Source organism: Lysinibacillus sp. FJAT-14745 (assembly GCF_001275675.1).
Taxonomy (GTDB): domain Bacteria; phylum Bacillota; class Bacilli; order Bacillales_A; family Planococcaceae; genus Lysinibacillus.
In genome coordinates this window covers 627,059-647,211 of record NZ_LITM01000002.1, presented here as the reverse complement: position 1 = coordinate 647,211, position 20,153 = coordinate 627,059, and the positions used below count along the sequence as shown (strand labels likewise).

General features: G+C 38.3%; 20 protein-coding genes and 1 pseudogene. All 21 read left to right on the top strand.

Annotated features, from left to right (window positions below):
• The first annotated feature begins 79 nt into the window (after positions 1-79).
• The gene (locus tag AMS59_RS04545) at positions 80-817 is read left to right on the top strand and encodes a hypothetical protein (RefSeq protein WP_053482563.1); all 738 of its coding nucleotides are present in this window, start codon (positions 80-82) and stop codon (positions 815-817) included.
• Positions 818-1,189: 372 nt separating this feature from the next.
• Positions 1,190-1,315, top strand: a pseudogene (locus AMS59_RS04540) (nucleoside-diphosphate kinase); the annotation flags it as partial.
• A 303-nt stretch (positions 1,316-1,618) separates the two neighbouring features.
• On the top strand, positions 1,619-2,767 hold the full coding sequence (locus AMS59_RS04535; protein ID WP_053482561.1) for a thiolase family protein: 1,149 nt from the start codon (positions 1,619-1,621) through the stop codon (positions 2,765-2,767).
• A 15-nt stretch (positions 2,768-2,782) separates the two neighbouring features.
• Positions 2,783-3,544 (top strand): 3-hydroxyacyl-CoA dehydrogenase, encoded by a 762-nt coding sequence (locus AMS59_RS04530; RefSeq protein ID WP_053482560.1) that lies wholly within the window; start codon positions 2,783-2,785, stop codon positions 3,542-3,544.
• A gap of 210 nt (positions 3,545-3,754) precedes the next feature.
• Positions 3,755-5,380: a long-chain fatty acid--CoA ligase gene (locus tag AMS59_RS04525; protein ID WP_053482559.1), complete on the top strand. Its 1,626-nt coding sequence runs from the start codon at positions 3,755-3,757 to the stop codon at positions 5,378-5,380.
• A gap of 383 nt (positions 5,381-5,763) precedes the next feature.
• Positions 5,764-5,994: a hypothetical protein gene (locus AMS59_RS04520; RefSeq protein ID WP_053482558.1), complete on the top strand. Its 231-nt coding sequence runs from the start codon at positions 5,764-5,766 to the stop codon at positions 5,992-5,994.
• An 84-nt stretch (positions 5,995-6,078) separates the two neighbouring features.
• Positions 6,079-6,849 (top strand): protein-glutamate O-methyltransferase CheR, encoded by a 771-nt coding sequence (locus AMS59_RS04515; RefSeq protein ID WP_053482557.1) that lies wholly within the window; start codon positions 6,079-6,081, stop codon positions 6,847-6,849.
• Positions 6,850-7,295: 446 nt separating this feature from the next.
• Positions 7,296-8,477, top strand: a complete 1,182-nt coding sequence (gene aroC, locus AMS59_RS04510; RefSeq protein WP_053482556.1) for a chorismate synthase — start codon at positions 7,296-7,298, stop codon at positions 8,475-8,477.
• A 1-nt stretch (position 8,478) separates the two neighbouring features.
• Complete coding sequence (aroB, locus tag AMS59_RS04505; RefSeq protein WP_053482555.1) at positions 8,479-9,570, top strand: 3-dehydroquinate synthase; 1,092 nt, start codon at positions 8,479-8,481, stop codon at positions 9,568-9,570.
• On the top strand, positions 9,567-9,935 hold the full coding sequence (gene aroH, locus AMS59_RS04500) for a chorismate mutase (protein WP_053482554.1): 369 nt from the start codon (positions 9,567-9,569) through the stop codon (positions 9,933-9,935). The genes aroB and aroH overlap by 4 nt, the downstream gene beginning before the upstream one ends.
• 18 nt (positions 9,936-9,953) lie before the next feature.
• Complete coding sequence (hisC, locus tag AMS59_RS04495; RefSeq protein WP_053482553.1) at positions 9,954-11,054, top strand: histidinol-phosphate transaminase; 1,101 nt, start codon at positions 9,954-9,956, stop codon at positions 11,052-11,054.
• Entirely contained in the window at positions 11,051-12,148 is a 1,098-nt protein-coding gene (locus tag AMS59_RS04490; protein WP_053482552.1) for a prephenate dehydrogenase, read from the top strand. Before hisC ends, AMS59_RS04490 begins: the two co-directional genes overlap by 4 nt.
• 73 nt (positions 12,149-12,221) lie before the next feature.
• Positions 12,222-13,508 carry a 3-phosphoshikimate 1-carboxyvinyltransferase gene (gene aroA, locus AMS59_RS04485; protein ID WP_053482551.1) on the top strand — a complete coding sequence of 429 codons (1,287 nt, stop codon included), beginning with the start codon at positions 12,222-12,224 and terminating at the stop codon, positions 13,506-13,508.
• A 96-nt stretch (positions 13,509-13,604) separates the two neighbouring features.
• Positions 13,605-14,873, top strand: a complete 1,269-nt coding sequence (locus AMS59_RS04480; RefSeq protein ID WP_082337377.1) for a lipopolysaccharide assembly protein LapB — start codon at positions 13,605-13,607, stop codon at positions 14,871-14,873.
• A 14-nt stretch (positions 14,874-14,887) separates the two neighbouring features.
• Positions 14,888-15,445, top strand: a complete 558-nt coding sequence (locus tag AMS59_RS04475; RefSeq protein ID WP_053482550.1) for a ReoY family proteolytic degradation factor — start codon at positions 14,888-14,890, stop codon at positions 15,443-15,445.
• A gap of 280 nt (positions 15,446-15,725) precedes the next feature.
• Positions 15,726-16,175, top strand: coding sequence for a DUF2487 family protein (locus AMS59_RS04470; RefSeq protein WP_053482549.1), 450 nt, complete (start codon positions 15,726-15,728; stop codon positions 16,173-16,175).
• A 154-nt stretch (positions 16,176-16,329) separates the two neighbouring features.
• Entirely contained in the window at positions 16,330-16,836 is a 507-nt protein-coding gene (locus AMS59_RS04465) for a ubiquinol-cytochrome c reductase iron-sulfur subunit (protein WP_053482548.1), read from the top strand.
• 14 nt (positions 16,837-16,850) lie between these two features.
• Positions 16,851-17,525, top strand: a complete 675-nt coding sequence (qcrB, locus tag AMS59_RS04460; protein ID WP_053482547.1) for a menaquinol-cytochrome c reductase cytochrome b subunit — start codon at positions 16,851-16,853, stop codon at positions 17,523-17,525.
• Between the two features lie 42 nt (positions 17,526-17,567).
• Complete coding sequence (locus tag AMS59_RS04455; protein ID WP_053482546.1) at positions 17,568-18,362, top strand: menaquinol-cytochrome c reductase cytochrome b/c subunit; 795 nt, start codon at positions 17,568-17,570, stop codon at positions 18,360-18,362.
• 316 nt (positions 18,363-18,678) lie between these two features.
• On the top strand, positions 18,679-19,275 hold the full coding sequence (locus tag AMS59_RS04450; RefSeq protein WP_053482545.1) for a DUF1405 domain-containing protein: 597 nt from the start codon (positions 18,679-18,681) through the stop codon (positions 19,273-19,275).
• Positions 19,276-19,335: 60 nt separating this feature from the next.
• Complete coding sequence (locus tag AMS59_RS04445; protein ID WP_053482781.1) at positions 19,336-20,010, top strand: zinc metallopeptidase; 675 nt, start codon at positions 19,336-19,338, stop codon at positions 20,008-20,010.
• Positions 20,011-20,153: the final 143 nt, after the last annotated feature.

Sequence of the window (20,153 nt, the reverse complement as noted above, 5' to 3'; positions counted from 1 at the left end):
TTTGTTACATTTAGAGAACTGAAATGGCTTAGAATCATTTTAAGAAATATTGAAATGATATGAAAAAGGTGATGTAATGATGAGTGAATTTAAAGAAATATTAACTATAATACCCATACTAACTATTTTTAGTTTTTTGGTTGCGTTTATGAAATTGATTGTGAATTTTATCAATGCCAATGAAATTGATAAACTACTAAGAACACCATGGAAAAAATTTGTGGATTCGATTGCTATATCTTTAGTGTTCTCGTTTTTCATTATTTGCATTATGATGTCAGAAATTTTTAGCGAGGAATTAAAATTTGAAATAATAACTTATCCCAAAGATTTTTTATTTCTAATAATAACTCTGGTTATATTAATTACAATAATAATATTAGTTATTGGGAATTTTTTATCTCAATTGACAAATATACTTTGGAGCAAAAAATATTATTATATAATAAATGATAAAAATGAAGAGTGGGTTATAGAAAAAGCTTTGGATAATAATAGAATTTATATAAAAAGAGATGATAAAATAAAGATTTTAAGTGATTTAGATAATGTTGAGTTTCGAAAAGTAATTGTTCCCAATGAAAAAGTAGAAAAAATATTTAATTATCTGGATAAATTTAAAAAGTTCAAAATGATATCATTGGCTCTGTTTTTTATTTTAATTAGTGTAATTAGCGGTTTATTTGTTTTTGAATGTAATAATAAATTTTTAGTTGCCCCTATATTGATAATAGTTACTGTTGTTTTATTAATTTTAGTTCAAGGTTACAATGATTACTTAGCGAGTAGACAAAATAACCAAACTGAACAAGAATGATAATTCTTACTTTTTATAAAGGGTGTCTTAGAAATAAACACTTCGATTTAATAAATAAATTCTAATAAAATTTTGTGTGTTGAATTTTACTAAGCTACTATTTGAATCTATTCGACATTTCAGAAGCTTTAATCTATGCTGTGATTCTAAAATAGCACGAACCCATCCATTTTTTTACTATAGCCTTCGACAAGTAGAAGAATTTTCCATCTTCTGCTTATTTAAAGCTTGCTAACATGGCTATAAGTAATGTATAGTTACTATCTAATAGAAGGTAAAAACTCGGTTATATTTTAGTTTTTTTTCGTTTATTTCGGAGGACCTATGATATTAGTGATTTCAGAGACAATAGTTAAAGTCTATTTTCTTGGTAGCTACCCAGGTACAATCCGTGGTGACTACGCAACAACTGTTTCTCACAACATCATTCACGGTTCTGATTCACTTGCTTCTGCTGAGCGTGAAATCGGATTATTCTTCGGTGAAGATTTAGTTTAATTATTAGTGAATAGATTAAGCAATCTCAATTCAATGTGAGATTGCTTTTTTTATGCTCTGAAAGGGGCTTTATTAAAGCGCCAGATAAAATCCTACTAAAGAATAGGTCTATTAAAACTGTGCATAGAATTTTCTAGATACATATAGAATTGTTAAATACTTCTTTGTCATGTGAAATAAAAGATATAATATTCTGATAATTATAGTTTTTGAATAGCTTATTATCAAGAATATATTTCATAACATCTAAATACATTGGATGATAAGAAATGAGAGAATTGACAGTGCAAAGGGGATTATAAAATGAGAGAAGTGGTGATTGTATCAGCTGTTCGTACAGCAGTTGGTAGAAGTAAAGGGGCATTAAGCAATGTTCGAGCAGATGATTTAGCGGCAGATGTACTGCAAGAAGTGGTGCAACGGGCAGGCATCAACAAGGATCAGGTGGAAGATGTTATTTTTGGCTGTGTGACGCAAACTGCGGAACAAGGAGCCAATATAGCTCGTACTGCATTATTAATGGCAGGCTTTCCGGAAAGTGTCCCAGGTGTGACAATCGATCGTCAATGTGGCTCAAGTCAGCAGGCTGTACATTTCGCAGCACAGGCTATTTTAGCAGGCGATATGGACATTGTTATTGCTGGTGGGGTTGAAAGCATGACGAGGGTGTCAATGGGGTCTAACATGAAGGGTGCCCACGCGGGTGCACGATTACAAGACAACTATACAATTATACATCAAGGGTTATCAGCCGAGAAAATAGCGGAAAAATGGAACTTATCAAAAGAACAGCTAAATAGCTATGCTTACAATAGTCATAGACGAGCATTGGCTGCAATTGAGGCAGGCCATTTTATAAAGGAAATACTACCTGTCCAAGTTACGAAAGAAGACGGCGCGGTTACAACGTTTTCTGTTGATGAAGGACCTCGGGCAGAAACGACAGTTGATAAATTAAATGGATTAAAAACCGTTTTCCAGGAAGATGGTGTGATAACAGCTGGCAATGCAAGTCAAATGAGTGATGGTGCTTCAGCAGTAGTTATTATGTCTTTAGAAAAGGCAGAAGAGCTTGGCATCCAACCGCTTGCTAAAATTGTTACAAGAGTTGTTGTTGGCTCAGATCCGACGTTAATGCTAACTGGTCCAATTGAAGCAACTAGACAAGCGCTAGAACGTTCAGGTCTTACGATAGAGGAAATTGATACGTATGAAGTGAATGAGGCTTTTGCGCCAGTACCACTTGTTTGGTTGCATGAAATTGGAGCAGATCCAAATAAATTAAATCCAGATGGAGGAGCAATTGCTTTAGGGCATCCATTAGGAGCGACAGGTACAAAACTGTTAACAACGATGTTATACAGAATGGAACGAGAAAATTTACGTTATGGCTTACTTGCCATTTGTGAAGGTATGGGAATGGCGAATGCCACTATTATAGAAAAATTGTAAAAGGGGTTGTGTTTCATGAATGAAGTAATAGCAGTTGTAACTGGGGGAGCTTCTGGTTTAGGAGAGGCGACTGTTCGTAAAATTGTTGCAGAGGGTGGCAAAGCAGTAATTTTTGATCTTAATGACGAGCGAGGACATGCACTAGTAGAGGAGTTAGGGGAGAATGTTCAATATGCACGTGTTAATGTCACAAATGAAGCTGATGTAGCAGCAGGGCTTGAGCAAGCAGTAGCAAGATTTGGGTCCATTAACGTCACAGTGAATTGTGCGGGAATTGCTGATGCAAGTAAAGTACTTTCAAAGCGTGGTGTACATGCACTTGATTTGTTTGAAAAGGTGATTTCTGTAAATTTAATTGGTACTTTCAATGTTATTCGCCTAGCAGCTGAGAAGATGCAGCATAATGAGCCAAACGAGGATGGTCAGCGTGGCGTTATTATTAATACTGCATCTGTGGCAGCATTTGATGGGCAAATAGGACAAGCTGCATATAGCGCATCAAAGGGTGGTGTGGCAGCGATGACGTTACCGATTGCCAGGGAGCTTGCTGAAATTGGTGTGCGTGTTATGACAATTGCTCCAGGATTAGTAGAAACACCAATGTTTGCATCGTTACCAGAGCCAGCAAGAACAGCGCTTGCTCAAATGACTCCATTCCCTAAACGACTTGGGAAGCCATCAGAATACGCGCAATTAGTCGAAAGTATTATCAAAAATGGTTTATTAAATGGTGAAGTAATCCGCTTGGACGGCGCGATTCGTATGCAGCCAAAATAGGGGGAACACGAAGGTACTCGACTCCTGCAAAATAAGTTCTACAGAATGAGCGAGGGCTAAAATCTCTTTCTGTTATAACGCCTTCGTGAAGCTCTGAAGTGGAAAAGTGCTTGTTTGCAGATAACGAGCCGATGTTTCGTATGTAATTATTGGTAGCAGCAGTTAGTCTTGGACGATTCAAAAATTTTATAAACAAAGGGGAGCGTTATTATGCATATGATGGATACACCTTTATTATTAACAAGTTTTTTGGATCGAGCAGAACGATTTTTTCATGCGAAAAAAATATATTCGCGGACAAGCCCTACAACAATTCACGAGTTTACTTATAAAGAATATGTAAAACGAACTCGTAAACTAGCAGATGCCCTTACAAAGCTAGGGATGGAGCGAGGTATGAAGGTAGGTACCTTCGCTTGGAATCACCACCGCCATTTAGAAGCATATTTTGCAGTCCCATGTGCAGGAGCTGTCTTGCATATGATTAATATTCGATTAGCACCTGAGCATATTGCTTATGTTATTAATCATGCAGAAGATGAAATATTACTGATTGATGATAACTTAGTTCCACTTATTGCACCAATTGTCTCACAGCTTAAAACGGTTAAGCATTTTATCGTAATGGGAGATGCTGTCGAGCTAGAAAACATCCCATTACCGAATGCTCTTTCTTATGAAGCGTTACTCGGAGAGGCGATTGATGATTTTAGATTTCCGGATGATTTAGATGAAAATACACCTGCTGGCATGTGCTACACAAGTGCAACTACAGGAATGCCAAAAGGTGTAGTGTATACGCATCGTAGTATTGTCCTCCATACTATGGCAGCAGGACTCTCCGATAGTATTGCAATAGGCGAGGCGGATGTATTACTACCTGTCGTACCGATGTTCCATGCGAATGCGTGGGGATTTCCGTTTGCTGGTGTATTATTTGGTGCTACACAGGTACTTCCTGGGCCAATGTTTACACCGCAGCTATTACTTGATTTAATGGAAACATATAAGGTAACGTTGACTGCTGGAGTACCTACAATTTGGCTTGGGGTACTACAGGAGCAACGTAAAAATCCTCGTGATTTATCTTCGTTACGATTGATTATATGTGGTGGTTCAGCATCGCCGCTCGGTCTAACTCGTGGCTTTGAGGAGGAGCTTAAAATTCCTTACATGACAGGCTACGGTATGACCGAGACATCGCCACTTGTTAGCATATCGACATATTTAACACATATGCAAGATTATGCGATGGATGAAAAAATGGACGTGCGTATTACGCAAGGAATAACAGTGCCGCTCATTGAGACGCGCGTAGTCAATGAGAATGGTGAAGTACCTTGGGATAGCAAGACAATGGGCGAATTGACAATTAGGGGCCCATGGATTGCTGCAGAGTATTATAACGATGAACGAACAAATGAAGCCTTTAAAGATGGCTGGCTCTACACTGGTGATATAGCTGTAGTGACAGTAGATGGTTATATAAAAATTACAGATCGTACAAAAGATTTAATTAAAAGCGGTGGAGAATGGATTTCCTCAGTAGAGCTTGAAAATGCTTTGATGTCACATCCTAAAGTGTTTGAAGCTGCTGTTATAGCCATTCCCCACGAAAAATGGATTGAACGACCTCTAGCATGTGTTGTACCAAAGCCTGAATTTAAAGATTCCATTACGAAATCAGAGCTACTAGAAGATTTACAATCGCAATTCCATAAAACATGGATTCCTGATGACGTTGTATTTTTAAATGAAATACCGAAAACCTCTGTAGGAAAATTCATGAAGGTAAAATTGCGAGAAGAGTTAAAGAATTATCAGGTAGAGGTTTAGGAGACTAAAAAATTTTGAAGGTGGTTACAAACTACCTTCATTTTTTACGTAAAAATGTAGGTTCTTCCCTTTAATTTGAGGCTGATTTCCGTTCCGGATGGGCGCTTTGTTGCTGACGCTTCGCTTTCGCATAGATAAAACATTTGTTGCTGACGCTTCGCTTTCGCGCAGAGCAAAGCTTCCTGGGGGTGTCCGATGAGCTGCTTGGGCCAAAAAGATGTTATGTCACAAAAGTGTTATCACAGGAACTGATTTAAATGGCTTCGTTTTAACAAATGGCAATGAGAATATTTAAGCTAAATTAATGAAAGAATGAAAAGAAATATGAAACTATTTTTTCCATATTGCCGTATAATCATTATTAATGAGAGGAAGTGGATGTATTGTCAATTGCGACGATTGCGATTATTGGAGGAGTAATTATTAGTTTAGCGGGTATTTTTACAGATGCACATACGAAAAAACAAAAAATTAAATTAAAGGCTATTGAGAAGGAAGTAGAATTAGAAAAGCTCAGATTGGAAACGTATACGGTGGAGACAGAAAAAATGCGTCTAGAATTAGAGCAGTCCAAAGTGTTATTATTAGAGGAAAAACAAAACTCAACTAAGTAACTTGGATTTCATGTGAAAGACTATTTCAGGAATGGCACTTTTCCGCTATAATGGAAATACGTCGCTAGAGGGGAAGAAGACCGCATGTCTGATTATGAACAGTTTATAGAAGGTATAAAGCGCAAGACAGGAATAGATTTAGCGTTATATAAAGAAGCGCAAATGAAAAGACGATTAACATCTCTGTATGAGAAAAAGGGACATCGTAATTTTGTGGACTTTCTAAAGGCACTTGAACAAGATCGTGATTTAATGAATGAGTTTTTAGATCGCATGACGATCAATGTTTCCGAATTTTATCGCAATGGGAAGCGTTGGGAAGTGTTACAGAAAAAAATATTTCCGAAATTACTGCAATCTAATAAGCGTTTAAAAATTTGGAGTGCTGCTTGTTCAACGGGTGAAGAACCTTATTCTTTAGTCATGGTATTATCGCAATTAGTGCCATTATCTCAAATTCAAATCATTGCTACTGATCTAGATGAGAATGTCATTCAAAAGGCGAAATTAGGTGTGTATCCAGAGCGCTCATTAGCTGAAGTGCCGAGTGATATTAAAGCCAAGTATTTTGAGCAAGAAGGTTCCTTTTATAGGGTCAAGGACGAGATTAAACGGTGTGTGACTTTTAAGAAGCATAATTTACTAAATGATCAATACGATTCTAATTATGATTTAATTGTTTGCCGCAATGTGATGATTTATTTTACTGAAGAAGCGAAGGATCAGATTTATACGAATTTTAGTAAAGCATTGCGCAAGGATGGGATTTTATTTGTTGGATCAACAGAGCAAATCTTTAATCCATCACGTTATGAGTTTGAAGTCGAAGATACATTCTTCTATAGACGAAAATAGTTAATAATATGGGAAAAGCATTCGTACAGTAGACAATATGAATGTCATGTACATATTTTTAAAGCTTTAGACATAGATGAATCTTACGCTTTTCGCTTGTTTTAAGCAAAAAGCGTATTTTTTATTAGTTATCTTGCAACAACAGGCAGTAAGACTCCATCCTCAAAATTTAGCGAAAGCTTGAGTGGGGGATTAACGGATTGGTGAACACTAATTATAAGTGGAGATGAAGAACCTTCTTTTTCTAAATAAATCATTCAGAATATTCCGATTTAACGAAGCGTACTAAAGTAACTTCAAAAATGACAGAAGTTGCTGGAACAATTCGAAATTTACAAATAATTAAAACGAGTCTTTAAAGACATTTGCAAAAGGACTGTTTTTTTAGAGAATATATGTTATAGTGAAAAATACATACTTTAGCGAGTTGAAGGGAGAAAGTGTTTATGCGTTACTTAACAGCGGGAGAGTCACATGGACCCCAATTAACAACAATTATTGAGGGCTTACCGTCACTCTTACCAATTACAGCAGAAAAAATTAACCATGATTTAAAACGTCGTCAAGGAGGACATGGACGCGGTCGCCGTATGCAAATCGAAACAGATACAGTGGAAATAGTTGCTGGTGTTCGTCATGGACAAACACTTGGTTCTCCCGTAGCACTCGTAGTCACAAATGATGACTGGAAGCATTGGACAAAAATTATGGGAGCAGAACCGTTAGCAGAAGAAGTGAATCCTGAAGATATTAAGCGTCAAATTTCCCGCCCTCGTCCAGGACATGCAGATTTAGTTGGAGGCATGAAATATGGACACCGTGATTTACGTAATGTGTTAGAGCGTTCCTCAGCGCGTGAGACAACTGTACGTGTTGCAGTAGGCTCTGTTGCAAAGGCGCTATTAAATGAATTAGGCATTTCCATTGTGGCACATGTAACAGAAATCATTGGTATTAAGGCAGACACTTCCTTAGTAGAAGGAAAATCTGCAGATGAAATTCGTGCCATAGTTGAGGCGGATCCATGCTATTGCGTTGACCCAGAAGCTTCTGCAAAAATGGTAGAGGCCATTGATGAAGCGAAAAAAGCGGGTGACTCAATTGGTGGTGTTGTTGAAGTCATCGTTGAAGGAATGCCAGCTGGTGTTGGTTCATATGTTCATTATGACCGTAAGCTAGATTCGAAATTAGCAGCTGCAATGCTATCTATCAATGCATTTAAAGGTGTTGAATTTGGAATTGGCTTTGAAATGGCACGCCGTAAAGGCTCTGAAGTACATGATGAAATCATTTGGTCAGAGGAAGAAGGCTATACACGTGCAACAAATCGACTGGGTGGTTTAGAAGGTGGAATGTCTACTGGAATGCCAATTGTCGTACGTGGTGTAATGAAACCAATTCCTACATTATATAAACCTTTGCAGAGTGTTGATATTGAAACGAAAGAGCCATTTAAAGCTAGTGTAGAGCGCTCGGATAGCTGTGCAGTACCAGCAGCATCAGTTGTTGCTGAGCACGTTATTGCCTGGGAAATAGCGAATGCAATATTGGAACAATTCCATAGTGATCAATTACCTCAACTAAAAGCTCAAATCGACGAACACCGTCGTTATACAAAGGGGTTCTAATATGCGAGTACCAGTAGCAACGAAATCGCATCAATATGAGGTTGTCCTTGGTCATAAATTTTTAGCAGAGGCAGTAAAAGCATTTGAGGATAAGCTTCAAAAAGCGGATAAGCTCATTGTTTTTACGGATGTTAATGTATGGGCAGCGCAAGGAGATTATTTCAAGGCTAATTTCCCTTATTCTTTTGAGGTCTTTGTCTTACCAGGTGGTGAGGCATGTAAAACCTTCGAACAATACAATGCAGCACAAACATTTTTACTTGAACAAAAATGCTCACGTAAATCATGTATTTTTGCATTTGGTGGGGGTGCTGTAGGTGATTTAACAGGCTTCGTGGCAGCCACTTATATGCGTGGAGTGCCGTTTATTCAAATCCCAACGACGATTTTAGCACATGACTCAGCAGTAGGCGGTAAAACAGCTATTAACCATCCACTAGGTAAGAATATGATTGGTGCGTTTTATCAACCTGAGGGAGTTATTTACGATACTGTATTTATCGAAAGTTTACCTGAGCGCGAGGTACGTTCAGGAACAGCAGAAGTGATCAAGCATGCGATGATTTCAAATGCAACGTGGTTAGAGGAATTAATGGCTGCAGAGACAGTTATTCATTTCAACACAGAAGAATTAGCGAAGCAGCTTAGAAAAGGTATTGAAGTGAAGGCGCAAATCGTAGCAGAGGACGAAACCGAGCAATCCGTGCGGAAATTTTTAAACTTAGGCCATACTTATGGGCATGCCATTGAAGCGGCAGCTGGTTATGGAAAAGTAGCGCATGGAGAGGCTGTCATGATTGGTCTCGTATATTGTTTATTATTAAGTGAACGATACGGTGAATTAGACCGTAACTTCACTACAGCATTTTTGCAATTCGCAGTGAAGAATGGCTATCCATTTGAAGCTGTGAAAGAGTATACCTTTGAACAGTTAACCGAGTATTTAATGAAAGATAAAAAAGCGGAGTATGGTATTTTACAATTTGTACTGTTGAAGAAAATTGGTAAACCTTTCGTACAACCAATTGATTTAGCAGAGTGCAGAGAAGTAGATGCCGAATTCCGACAGCTATTAGCGGAGGTGCTTGAATGATTCGTGGACTTAGAGGAGCAATTACAATTGAATCTGACAAGCCAGAGCTTGTATGGGATGAGACAGCAAGATTAGTGCGTGAAGTAGTAGCAGCCAATAATGTGGAAGTAGATGATATTGCTTCTATACTAATATCCACAACACCTGATATTACGTCAGCATTTCCGGCACGTGCTGTACGGTTAATGGACGGATGGCAATATGTACCTGTTATGTGTACCCATGAAATGGACGTGCCGAACGCATTGCCACTTTGTATTCGTGTATTAATACATGCGAATGTAGAAGTGGCACAAAAGGATGTAAAACACTTGTATCTCAATGATGCAGTGAAATTAAGACCGGATTTAGCCCAAGCTAAATAAATAGAGGAGATGTTTGAGATGAAATGGAAACAACAATTGGCCGGTATGCAAGCATATAAGCCTGGTAAACCAATTGAAGAAGTACAACGTGAATATGGCTTACAAGAAGTCGTAAAATTAGCATCTAATGAAAACCCATTTGGGTGCTCACCTAAGGTAACTGCTTATTTACAAAATAATTCAGTAAATCATGCTATCTATCCAGACGGCTATGCGCAAAATTTACGTACAGCTGCTGCAAATCATCTAGGTGTCAAAGAAACACAGCTTCTTTTTGGTAATGGCTCTGATGATATCATTGCAATTATTACTCGTGCATTGTTGTATCCAGGTGTAAACACAGTGATGGCAGACCCATCCTTCTCCCAATATGGGCACAATGCTGAAATAGAAGGTGCAGAAGTACGTAAAATCCCTTGTATCGAAGGTGCACATGATTTAGATGCAATGATAGCAGCAATTGATGATAATACGTCGATCGTTTGGGTTTGTAGTCCAAATAATCCAACAGGTGTTGTGATACCCGATGTTGAATTACGTGTATTTTTAACTAAAGTACCATCTGATGTCCTAATAGTATTAGATGAAGCATATATCGAATACGTAACGCATCCTGGTCACAAAGATACTCTACCGTTAATTGACGAGTTTCCAAATGTATTATTAATGCGTACATTCTCAAAAGCATATGGTCTTGCTTCTTTCCGAGTTGGTTATGCAATTGGGCAACCAGAAGTAATTGCTAAGCTTGATCCAGTAAGAGCGCCATTTAATAATACAATTTTAAGTCAAGCAGTTGCGACAATCGCTTTAAGTGATCGAGAATATATAAAAGCTTGCCGTGAAGCAAATGAAATAGGTAAAAAACAATATGTTGAATTTTGTGAAAAACATAATTTGAAATACTTCCCTTCTGATACGAACTTTATTTTCTTTAACACGAATACTGATAGTGATGTTGTTTTCAATGAGCTAATGAAACGAGGCTTTATAATCCGTAGTGGAAATGCGTTAGGATTACCTGGGTTTATCCGCGTGACAATCGGAACAGAGGCTCAAAACGAAGCGTTGTTAGGTCACCTTGAAAACGTCCTAAAAGAGCAAGGAGTTTTTGCATGACACGCAACGTGCTCGTTATTGGGCTTGGCCTAATTGGAGGCTCGATTGCCTTGGCATTGCAAAAGGCACCAGAAACAAAAATTATTGGCTATGATATGGATTCGAAAACACGTGAACATGCGAAAACATTAACTATTGTTCATGATATTGTGTCAGATCCTAAAGAAGTTGCAGCTGACGTGGATGTTATCATTTTTGGCACTCCCGTCAACGCAACACTCGAATGGATGGAACAATTAAAAACATGGCCGTTAAAAAATAAAGTAATCGTAACAGATACAGGTAGTACAAAAAAGATGATTATGCAAAAGGCTGGGGAGCTACGTGAGTTAGGCATTACCTTTATTGGTGGCCATCCAATGGCAGGCTCACATAAAAGCGGTGTGTTAGCCGCAAAGGCTCACCTTTTTGAAAATGCGTATTATATGCTAACACCGCTCGCCGGTGAAGAAATTGTTAAAATGGCTCAGCTTGAAAGTTTATTAAAATTTACACATGCAAAAGTTGTTAGTGTATCTGCTCGTGAGCATGATCATATGACAGCTGTAGTTAGTCACTTTCCACATGTCGTTGCTGCTTCTCTTGTGCATCAGTTGGGCGGAGAAAATGGGGAATATCCGATGACACGTTCACTTGCTGCAGGTGGCTTCCGTGATATAACGCGTATTGCCTCGTCCAATCCGATTTTATGGCGAGATATTACATTGCAAAATCGAGATGAGCTTATTGCACAGCTAGTAGGCTGGGAAAAGGAAATGAGTCGTGTGAAGGAGCTGCTTTTAAATGGTAGCTCGGATGACATAGAAACATACTTTGCAGTTGCCAAAGATGTAAGAGATGAATTACCGATTAGTGCAGGAGCAATGTTCACATCATTTGACTTATATGTTGACGTTCCTGACTATCCTGGGGTTATTTCTGAGGTGACAGGCTTACTTGCAGACGAAGCGATTAGTATTACGAATTTACGTATCGTAGAGTCACGTGAGGACGTTTTCGGGATTCTTGTTATTAGCTTACAAAGCGAAAGTGACCGTGAACGTGCAGCAGCGTGTATACAAAAGCGTGCTAATTATGAAACATATATTTCATAGGAACGAATGCCTGTTTAAAAGAAAGCGTCGGAATTGCGGCGCTTTCTATCTTCATATAGGAGGGAAGAAAACGATGAGTGAAAAAGTATTACAATATGATAAACCTTCCTTACAAGGGATTTTAACGATTCCTGGTGATAAATCTATTTCACACCGTTCCGTTATGTTTGGAGCTATTGCAACGGGTAAAACGACAGTTGATGGCTTTTTATTAGGTGAGGATTGTTTGAGCACAATTGATTGTTTCCGCAAGCTTGGTGTAAAAATTGACGTGGAAGGAACAAATGTATCCATCGACAGCCCAGGTATAGAGGGTTGGCAAGAGCCTACAGAGGTACTATACACAGGAAACTCTGGTACGACGACACGCTTAATGCTAGGGATTCTAGCTGGATCTACTGTACATTCAGTGATGACTGGGGATGCGTCAATTGGAAAACGACCGATGCGCCGTGTTATTGATCCATTACGTCAAATGGGTGCACACATTACCGGAAGGGCAGATGGGCAATATACGCCATTAGCCATTCAAGGTAAGACAGTACAAGCTATTGATTACCACATGCCTGTTGCGAGCGCACAAGTGAAGTCAGCTATTTTACTGGCGGGTTTACGAGCTGAAGGTACTACAATTGTGCGGGAAACTGAAGTATCTCGAGACCATACTGAGAGAATGCTTCGTCAATTTGGTGCACAGGTTGACGAAGTGGATGGTGTTATTTCATTACAAGGAGGGCAAACTCTAACAGGGACGCATGTTTCTGTTCCTGGTGATATTTCATCAGCAGCCTTTTTCCTAGTAGCAGGAGCTATCTGTGAAGATAGTAAAATAACGCTAGAAAATGTCGGAATTAATCCAACACGAGATGGTATCATCGAAGTGCTTCATAATATGGGGGCATCTATGACTCTTATGCCCAATGAAGATAACCAATCAGAGCCGACAGCAACAATTACAATTGAAACGTCAACATTAAATGGAACTACAATTGAGGGAGATATTATTCCTCGTCTTATCGATGAAATCCCGATCCTTGCTTTATTAGCAACGCAGGCAAACGGTAAAACTATTATTAAGGATGCCGAGGAGTTAAAAGTGAAGGAAACAGACCGGATAACGGCTGTAGTGGATGAATTGAAAAAACTAGGTGCTACTATTGAAGCGACTGAGGATGGAATGATTATTGAAGGACCAACTCCATTACGTGGTGCTAGCCTTAAAACCTATGGTGACCATCGTATAGGAATGATGGGCGCTGTTGCAGCACTTATTACAGATGGGGCTGTTACTTTAGATGACGCAGAATGTATTGCGGTTTCTTACCCATCGTTTTTCGAGCATATAGAAGAAGTAAGGTAACGTCTATGCTTGACTCTCCAAGTCTTTTGGGGAGTTTTTTCTTGTTTCGAGAGAAAATGTTTTGTAGCATAAAGGTATTAATGAAAGAATAGGTGAATGACTGTGAACAATGCGATGACTGAAATGATGCAAGCACTTGAACAAGGGGACTTAGCATTAATTGAACAGCTACTTGAAACATTTTTAACGAAAGAGCTACCTGAGGACATTTATGCGCTAGCTGAAGTTTTTATGCAGTATGGATATATGAAGGAAGCTGACCGTGTACTGGAGCATTTACAATTTTTATTCCCAGAAGAGGCACAGTTGAAAATTGATCGTGCAAACGTCTTAATGGAACTAGGTAATGAAGATGAAGCGTTAGATTTTTTATTAGAAGTAGAGGAGACAACTCCAGAATATCCTCAAGCATTATTAGTATTAGCGGATTATTATCAAATGCAAGGATTATTTGAAGTAGCAGAAATGCGCATCAATGAGGCACTATCTATATTACCTGATGAGCCATTACTACAATTTGCTAAAGCGGAGCTGTTATTTGAAACGGGTCGTTTTTTAGAGGCTGCGAGATTATATGAAGATTTGTATGAACAACAAGTTGAATTTGCTGGGATAAGTCTTGTTGAAAGACTTGCTGAGGTGTATCGTGCAGGAGCTGCCTATGAAACGGCTTTAGATTACTATTTAAAAGCACTTGATGATGAAGTAAAGCCAGATGTTTTATTTGGTGCTGCGTATTCAGCCTTTCAATCACAAAAATATGAAATGGCCATTAAACAATTAGAGGAATTAAAAGAATTAGACCCTGATTATTTTTCTGCCTATTTATTACTTGCTGAAAGCTATGCTATGACGGAGGACAATAAAAAAGCATACGCTGCCATTATGGAAGGATTAAAACGTGACGAATATGATAAGTCCTTATTCTTATTCGCTGGTAAAATGGCTTTAAAAACGGGCTTGCCAGCTGAAGGCGAACAGCATCTACGTGAAGCCATTGCTTTAGATCCTGAATACATGGAGGCAGTATTAGCATTAATCTCTGTGTTGTCACAACAAGAGCGTCATGAGGATGTCATAGAATTATTTGAAACGTTGCAAAAAAATGATTTTGAATGGAGCACTTTATACCCGTTTGCTGCGGTTGCATATGAAAATTTAGAATTGTACGACCGTGCATACGAATTTTACCGTTTGGCATATAATGATTTTAAGGAAGACGCAGCATTTTTAGAAAAATATGTTTACTTCTTATTAGAGGAAGGAAAGCGTTCAGAAGCTAAAGAAGTACTCGGTCAATTAATAACTATTCAGCCGGGTGAACTTGAGTGGCAAGAGAAGTTAGAAACCTTAGAATTTGAGTAAAGGAGGGAGTGGGTATGACTGCTTCTGTATCAGTTGTCGATAAAAAAGCATTTGTTAGATGGTTTTTAAAAAATTATCAATTGAAACGTCGTGAGTGTGTATGGATATTGAATTACTTATTAAGCAATGATGAGTTATTAACACGAATTCGATTTGTTGAAGAAGCCCACTATTGCCCTAGAGCAATGGTGATGTCAACAGTTGACTCAACAGGTGTGCCATTTCGCTTTTACAAAGGAAATGTAATGACAGCAGATGCCGAGAAATCTTTCCATGATTTACGCTTACATGAACATGAAGATATGTATATACAATTGAATTTTCCAAATATACCACCAAGTGCACAATACTTAGCAGTTCTTGAAGAAAACCCTTATATGCCGGAAGCACTGATTGTCAGTGAAAAAGATCGTTTACTGGCAGAAGAGCTGCTGTCCAACAGCTTACTCGTATTCCAAGAAGAAAAATTACTCGCGCAAATTGATGAAGCCCTCGATTTGGGAGATGAAGAGCGTTTTTATGAATTGTCTAATTTGTTACAAGCTTTAAAGGAAACGGCTAATTTACATTAGTTTTAGGTGAAAATTGAATGTCCTTTATCTACCTCAATATGGTAACATAACAAGTGAATGATTGTTTTCACTTTTTATTGGCTATCCTATTGAAGAGTGGAGAAGGGCATTTTTTTATCTTCATTCAGTGGTACCAAACACCTACTGAAATAGAGGAACTCGCTACGTCCTGTGGCTTACCGAAATGACCGACATCGTGTCGACCTTCGTGCATGCCCTGGTACAAGCGGCAAATACGCCAAGACGAAATTGATTTATGCAACATGAGGAGGTTTAGGAGATGTATTTTAATGCAAGCGATGTGACATCGTTTATGGCACAGAAGGAATTTATCGATACAGCAATTGTTCCACTCGTAACCGTCGATTTGACTTCTGAAAGAATAAAACAGAGTGGTGCAGAGGCGGATTTTTTGTTATCGCTCACATCTTTTATCGAACAACAGTTTAAAGGCCGTCTATTACTGATGCCACCATTTTCGTATAGTGCAACATTAAAAAACGAAGAGATGCCAAAGCAATTAGAGGCACAATTACATAATGCTGGTTTTAAGCATGTGTTCTTCATTACTTGTGACCATTTTTGGACAAATATTGGAGATGAAGTAAATGTTATTTGGCTACCAGCGATTCCGTTAGAAAGTATGGATAAAGGTGTGAAAAACTCCATTCTCGAAGATCAATTGCGACAAGTGATTCCGATGTTTTCGACCAAATGGACACAGATTTAACAATTTGTTTCAATAATTGTTCACATTCTCCAGCTTTCCACAGAATGCTATATTGACCAAGCTATGGAGTTGATATATCATAGATATGTCCTAGTATTACTATTTGTAAAAGAATGTCCGTTGGACTGACCTTTAAGTTAGAGGGGGGAAAAGAATGAGTAATAATCGAGTTTCACGTCGTCAATTCCTAAGCTATACACTAACTGGTGTAGGTGGCTTTATGGCGGCAGGTATGCTGATGCCAATGCTTCGTTTTGCAATAGACCCAGTACTACAAAGTCATGCTGGTGGCAACTTTGTAAAAACAGAGCATAAAATCGCTGATATTACTGACACACCTGTTAAAGTTGACTTAACATTTGAACAAGTTGATGCATGGTACAAATCAGATGTAACAAACGTAGCTTGGGTTTACAAACAAGGCGATCAAATCGTTGCATTATCTCCTGTTTGTAAGCATTTAGGATGTATGGTGAACTGGGGACAAGATTCAACACACCCAGATCAATTCTTCTGTGCTTGTCATGGTGGGCGCTACGAGAAAAATGGTAATAACATACCAGGAACACCACCATCAGGTCCATTGGATGAATATGAAGTTAAAGAAGATGATGGTTACTTATCGCTTGGGCCAATTCATCCAAATACTCTAGTTAAGTAAGGGGGTACAAAACAGTGCTAAATAAAATTTATGATTGGGTCGATGAACGCTTAGATATTACACCGATTTGGCGTGATATTGCCGACCACGAAGTGCCAGAGCACGTGAACCCTGCACATCATTTTTCAGCATTCGTTTACTGTTTCGGTGGATTAACTTTCTTCATCACGGTAATTCAAATTCTATCAGGTATGTTCTTAACAATGTACTATGTACCAGACGTAGTGAATGCTTGGAAATCAGTTTATTATTTACAAAACGAAGTAGCATTTGGTGAAATCGTACGCGGTATGCACCACTGGGGAGCTTCATTAGTAATCGTTATGATGTTCTTACATACACTTCGTGTATTCTTTACAGGTTCTTATAAGAAACCTCGTGAATTAAACTGGATGGTTGGTGTAGGTATTTTTGGTGTAATGATGGGTCTTGGTTTTACAGGATACTTATTACCTTGGGATATGAAAGCATTATTCGCTACAAAAGTAGGTATCCAAATTGCTGCATCCGTACCGTTTATCGGTGAATGGATTAAAATCTTATTAGCGGGTGACTCAACTATTCTTGGTGCTCAAACGTTAACACGATTCTTTGCGATTCATGTATTCTTCTTACCTGCAGTATTGTTTGCATTACTTGCAGCACACTTTATCATGATTCGTCGTCAAGGAATTTCAGGGCCGTTGTAATAGTTCTTGACGGTTCGATGATTTTTTAAAGGAGGGGACATAATGCATCGCGGAAAAGGAATGAAATTTGTTGGTGATTCTCGTATCAAAGCAAATCACAGAATGCCGAACGTTCCAAAGGATTATTCCGAATATCCAGGTAAGACGGAAGCTTTCTGGCCGAACTTCTTACTAAAAGAATGGATGGTTGGTGCTGTATTTTTAATTGCTTATTTAATATTAACAGTTGCACATCCATCACCACTTGAAGGACCAGCTGATCCGACAAGAGCGTATATTCCATTACCGGACTGGTACTTCTTATTCTTATATCAATTATTAAAATACACATATGCTTCTGGTCCATATAATGTTATTGGAACAGTTGTAGTTCCAGGTCTTGCATTTGGAGCGCTATTATTAATGCCATTTTTAGATAAAAGTCCAGAACGTCGTCCATCTAAACGTCCGTTACCAACAGCGTTTATGTTATTGACACTAGCAGCTATGTTTTACTTAACATGGGAAGCTGTTGCTAACCATGACTGGGAAGCTCAAAAAGCAATGGGCGCAATTGAAAAAGAAGTTAAAGTTACTATTGATGAATCACTACCAGGTTATAAAATTTGGACTGGTGAAGCAGGTGACTCAGCTAAATCTTGTATCGGCTGTCATGCGGCTGACTTAAAAGGTGGCCCAGCTGCTCCTAAATTACTTGGTAATACCTTAACAGCTGACCAAGTTGAAGATATTATGCATAATGGTCGTGGCAAAATGCCACCTGGTATATTCAAGGGTACAGATGAAGAAGCAAAGCAATTAGCAGAATTTATTGCGAGCTTAAAAGAAGAAAAATAAGTATAGTTTAAAAGAGTCGGGAAACTGGCTCTTTTTTTCTTCTAGTATAATAATGTGACTGTTACAACTTCAAAAAAGTTCCCGCATAGTAAATTTTAGTTCTAAAATATTTATTAGGCTATACATAATACAATTTAAGATAGAGGCAAGGCAGAATTGACTATTAAAGACCAACAGTGTTTGTGTGAACAAATCAAGGAGGTTAGTAGTCAGTCGGCGATTATAGAAAGAATGTGGCAAATTAAAGACTATTTTATACATAATAACAATTAAAAAAGGCATCTTAGTAAAGACAGAAGATAAAGGAGTTTTAATTATGCAAATTACACGTGCTAACATCTGGTTTCTTCTTACGCATAAGTCATTTTTAATACTATTACTTATTATCAATCTATTAGGTACTATTTACGGTTATTATTGGTATGGATGGCAGCTTGCCATCACGAAGCCAATTTTTTATATTTTTGTGCCAGATAGCCCGACAGCCAGCTTATTCTTTTGCTTTGTATTGTTAGCGTGGATTATGGGAAAAAAATGGCCGCTAATGGAAGTGCTAGCACTAATAACACTAGTGAAATATGGAATCTGGGCTGATGTGATGAATATTTGGACGCTGATTGAAACTGGATCTATTGGTTGGCAAGGCTGGATGCTTGTGGGCTCGCATTTTGCGATGGCTGTCCAAGCAGTTCTATATCTCGGTAAATATGTGTTTTCATATTGGCATATTGCCGTGGCAGCGGTATGGACATTGCATAATGATGTGATTGATTATGTATTTGGCCAAATGCCGATGTATCGTGATTTAGCAGATTATACGAGTTATATTGGCTATTTTACTTTTTGGCTATCAGTTACATGCATTTTTCTAGCCATCTTCTCAATTAGGTGGCGCAAATATTTGCCGAATTAGGTAAATGATTATAGAATTATAGTATCGAGGTAGAAAGGGGTTAGAAAATTGTCAACAAGTATGTATATTGTTTATTTTGCAATAATTATGCTACTGCCGCTTTACGCACAGATGAAAGTAAAGAGCACGTATAATAAGTTTGCAAACGAACGTACAATGAAGGGACAAACGGGTGCAGAAGTAGCGCGTGCGATTTTAGATGCGAACGGCTTATATGATGTACGAGTTGTTCCAACGCAAGGTGTGTTGTCTGATCACTATAATCCGGCGACAAAAACAGTTGCTTTATCGGAAAGTAACTTCTACGAAGCGAGTATCGCTGGTGCAGCAGTTGCTGCCCACGAGGTTGGCCATGCCATCCAGCATAAAGAAGCATATTCAATGCTGACATTACGTAGTAAGCTAGTGCCAGTTGCAAATATTTCATCAAATATGTCTTGGATATTTGTCATGATTGGTATTTTTGCAAGTAGTTCGAATATGTTACTTTTAGGTATCGTATTATTGGCAGCAGGTGTAGCCTTCCAATTAGTAACGTTACCAGTAGAGTTTGATGCATCAAAGCGTGCTTTAGTGCAGATGAATTCTCTAGGAATTATTACGAATGAAGAAGAGCGCCCAGCACGAAAAGTGTTAAGTGCTGCAGCATTAACATATGTTGCCGCAGCAGCAGTAGCAGTATTAGAATTATTACGTTTAGTATTAATCTTTACAAATATGCGCAATGACGACTAATGAAAAACTTGTTGTAGTGGTATGTCACTATAGCAAGTTTTTTCATCCGTTAAACTATTGTTTTACAACAGGCGTGTTGATTAGGAAAAAATAAGTTTATTATTGAGCGATAAAAGGATTTTTTCGTTACCACTTTGCCAATA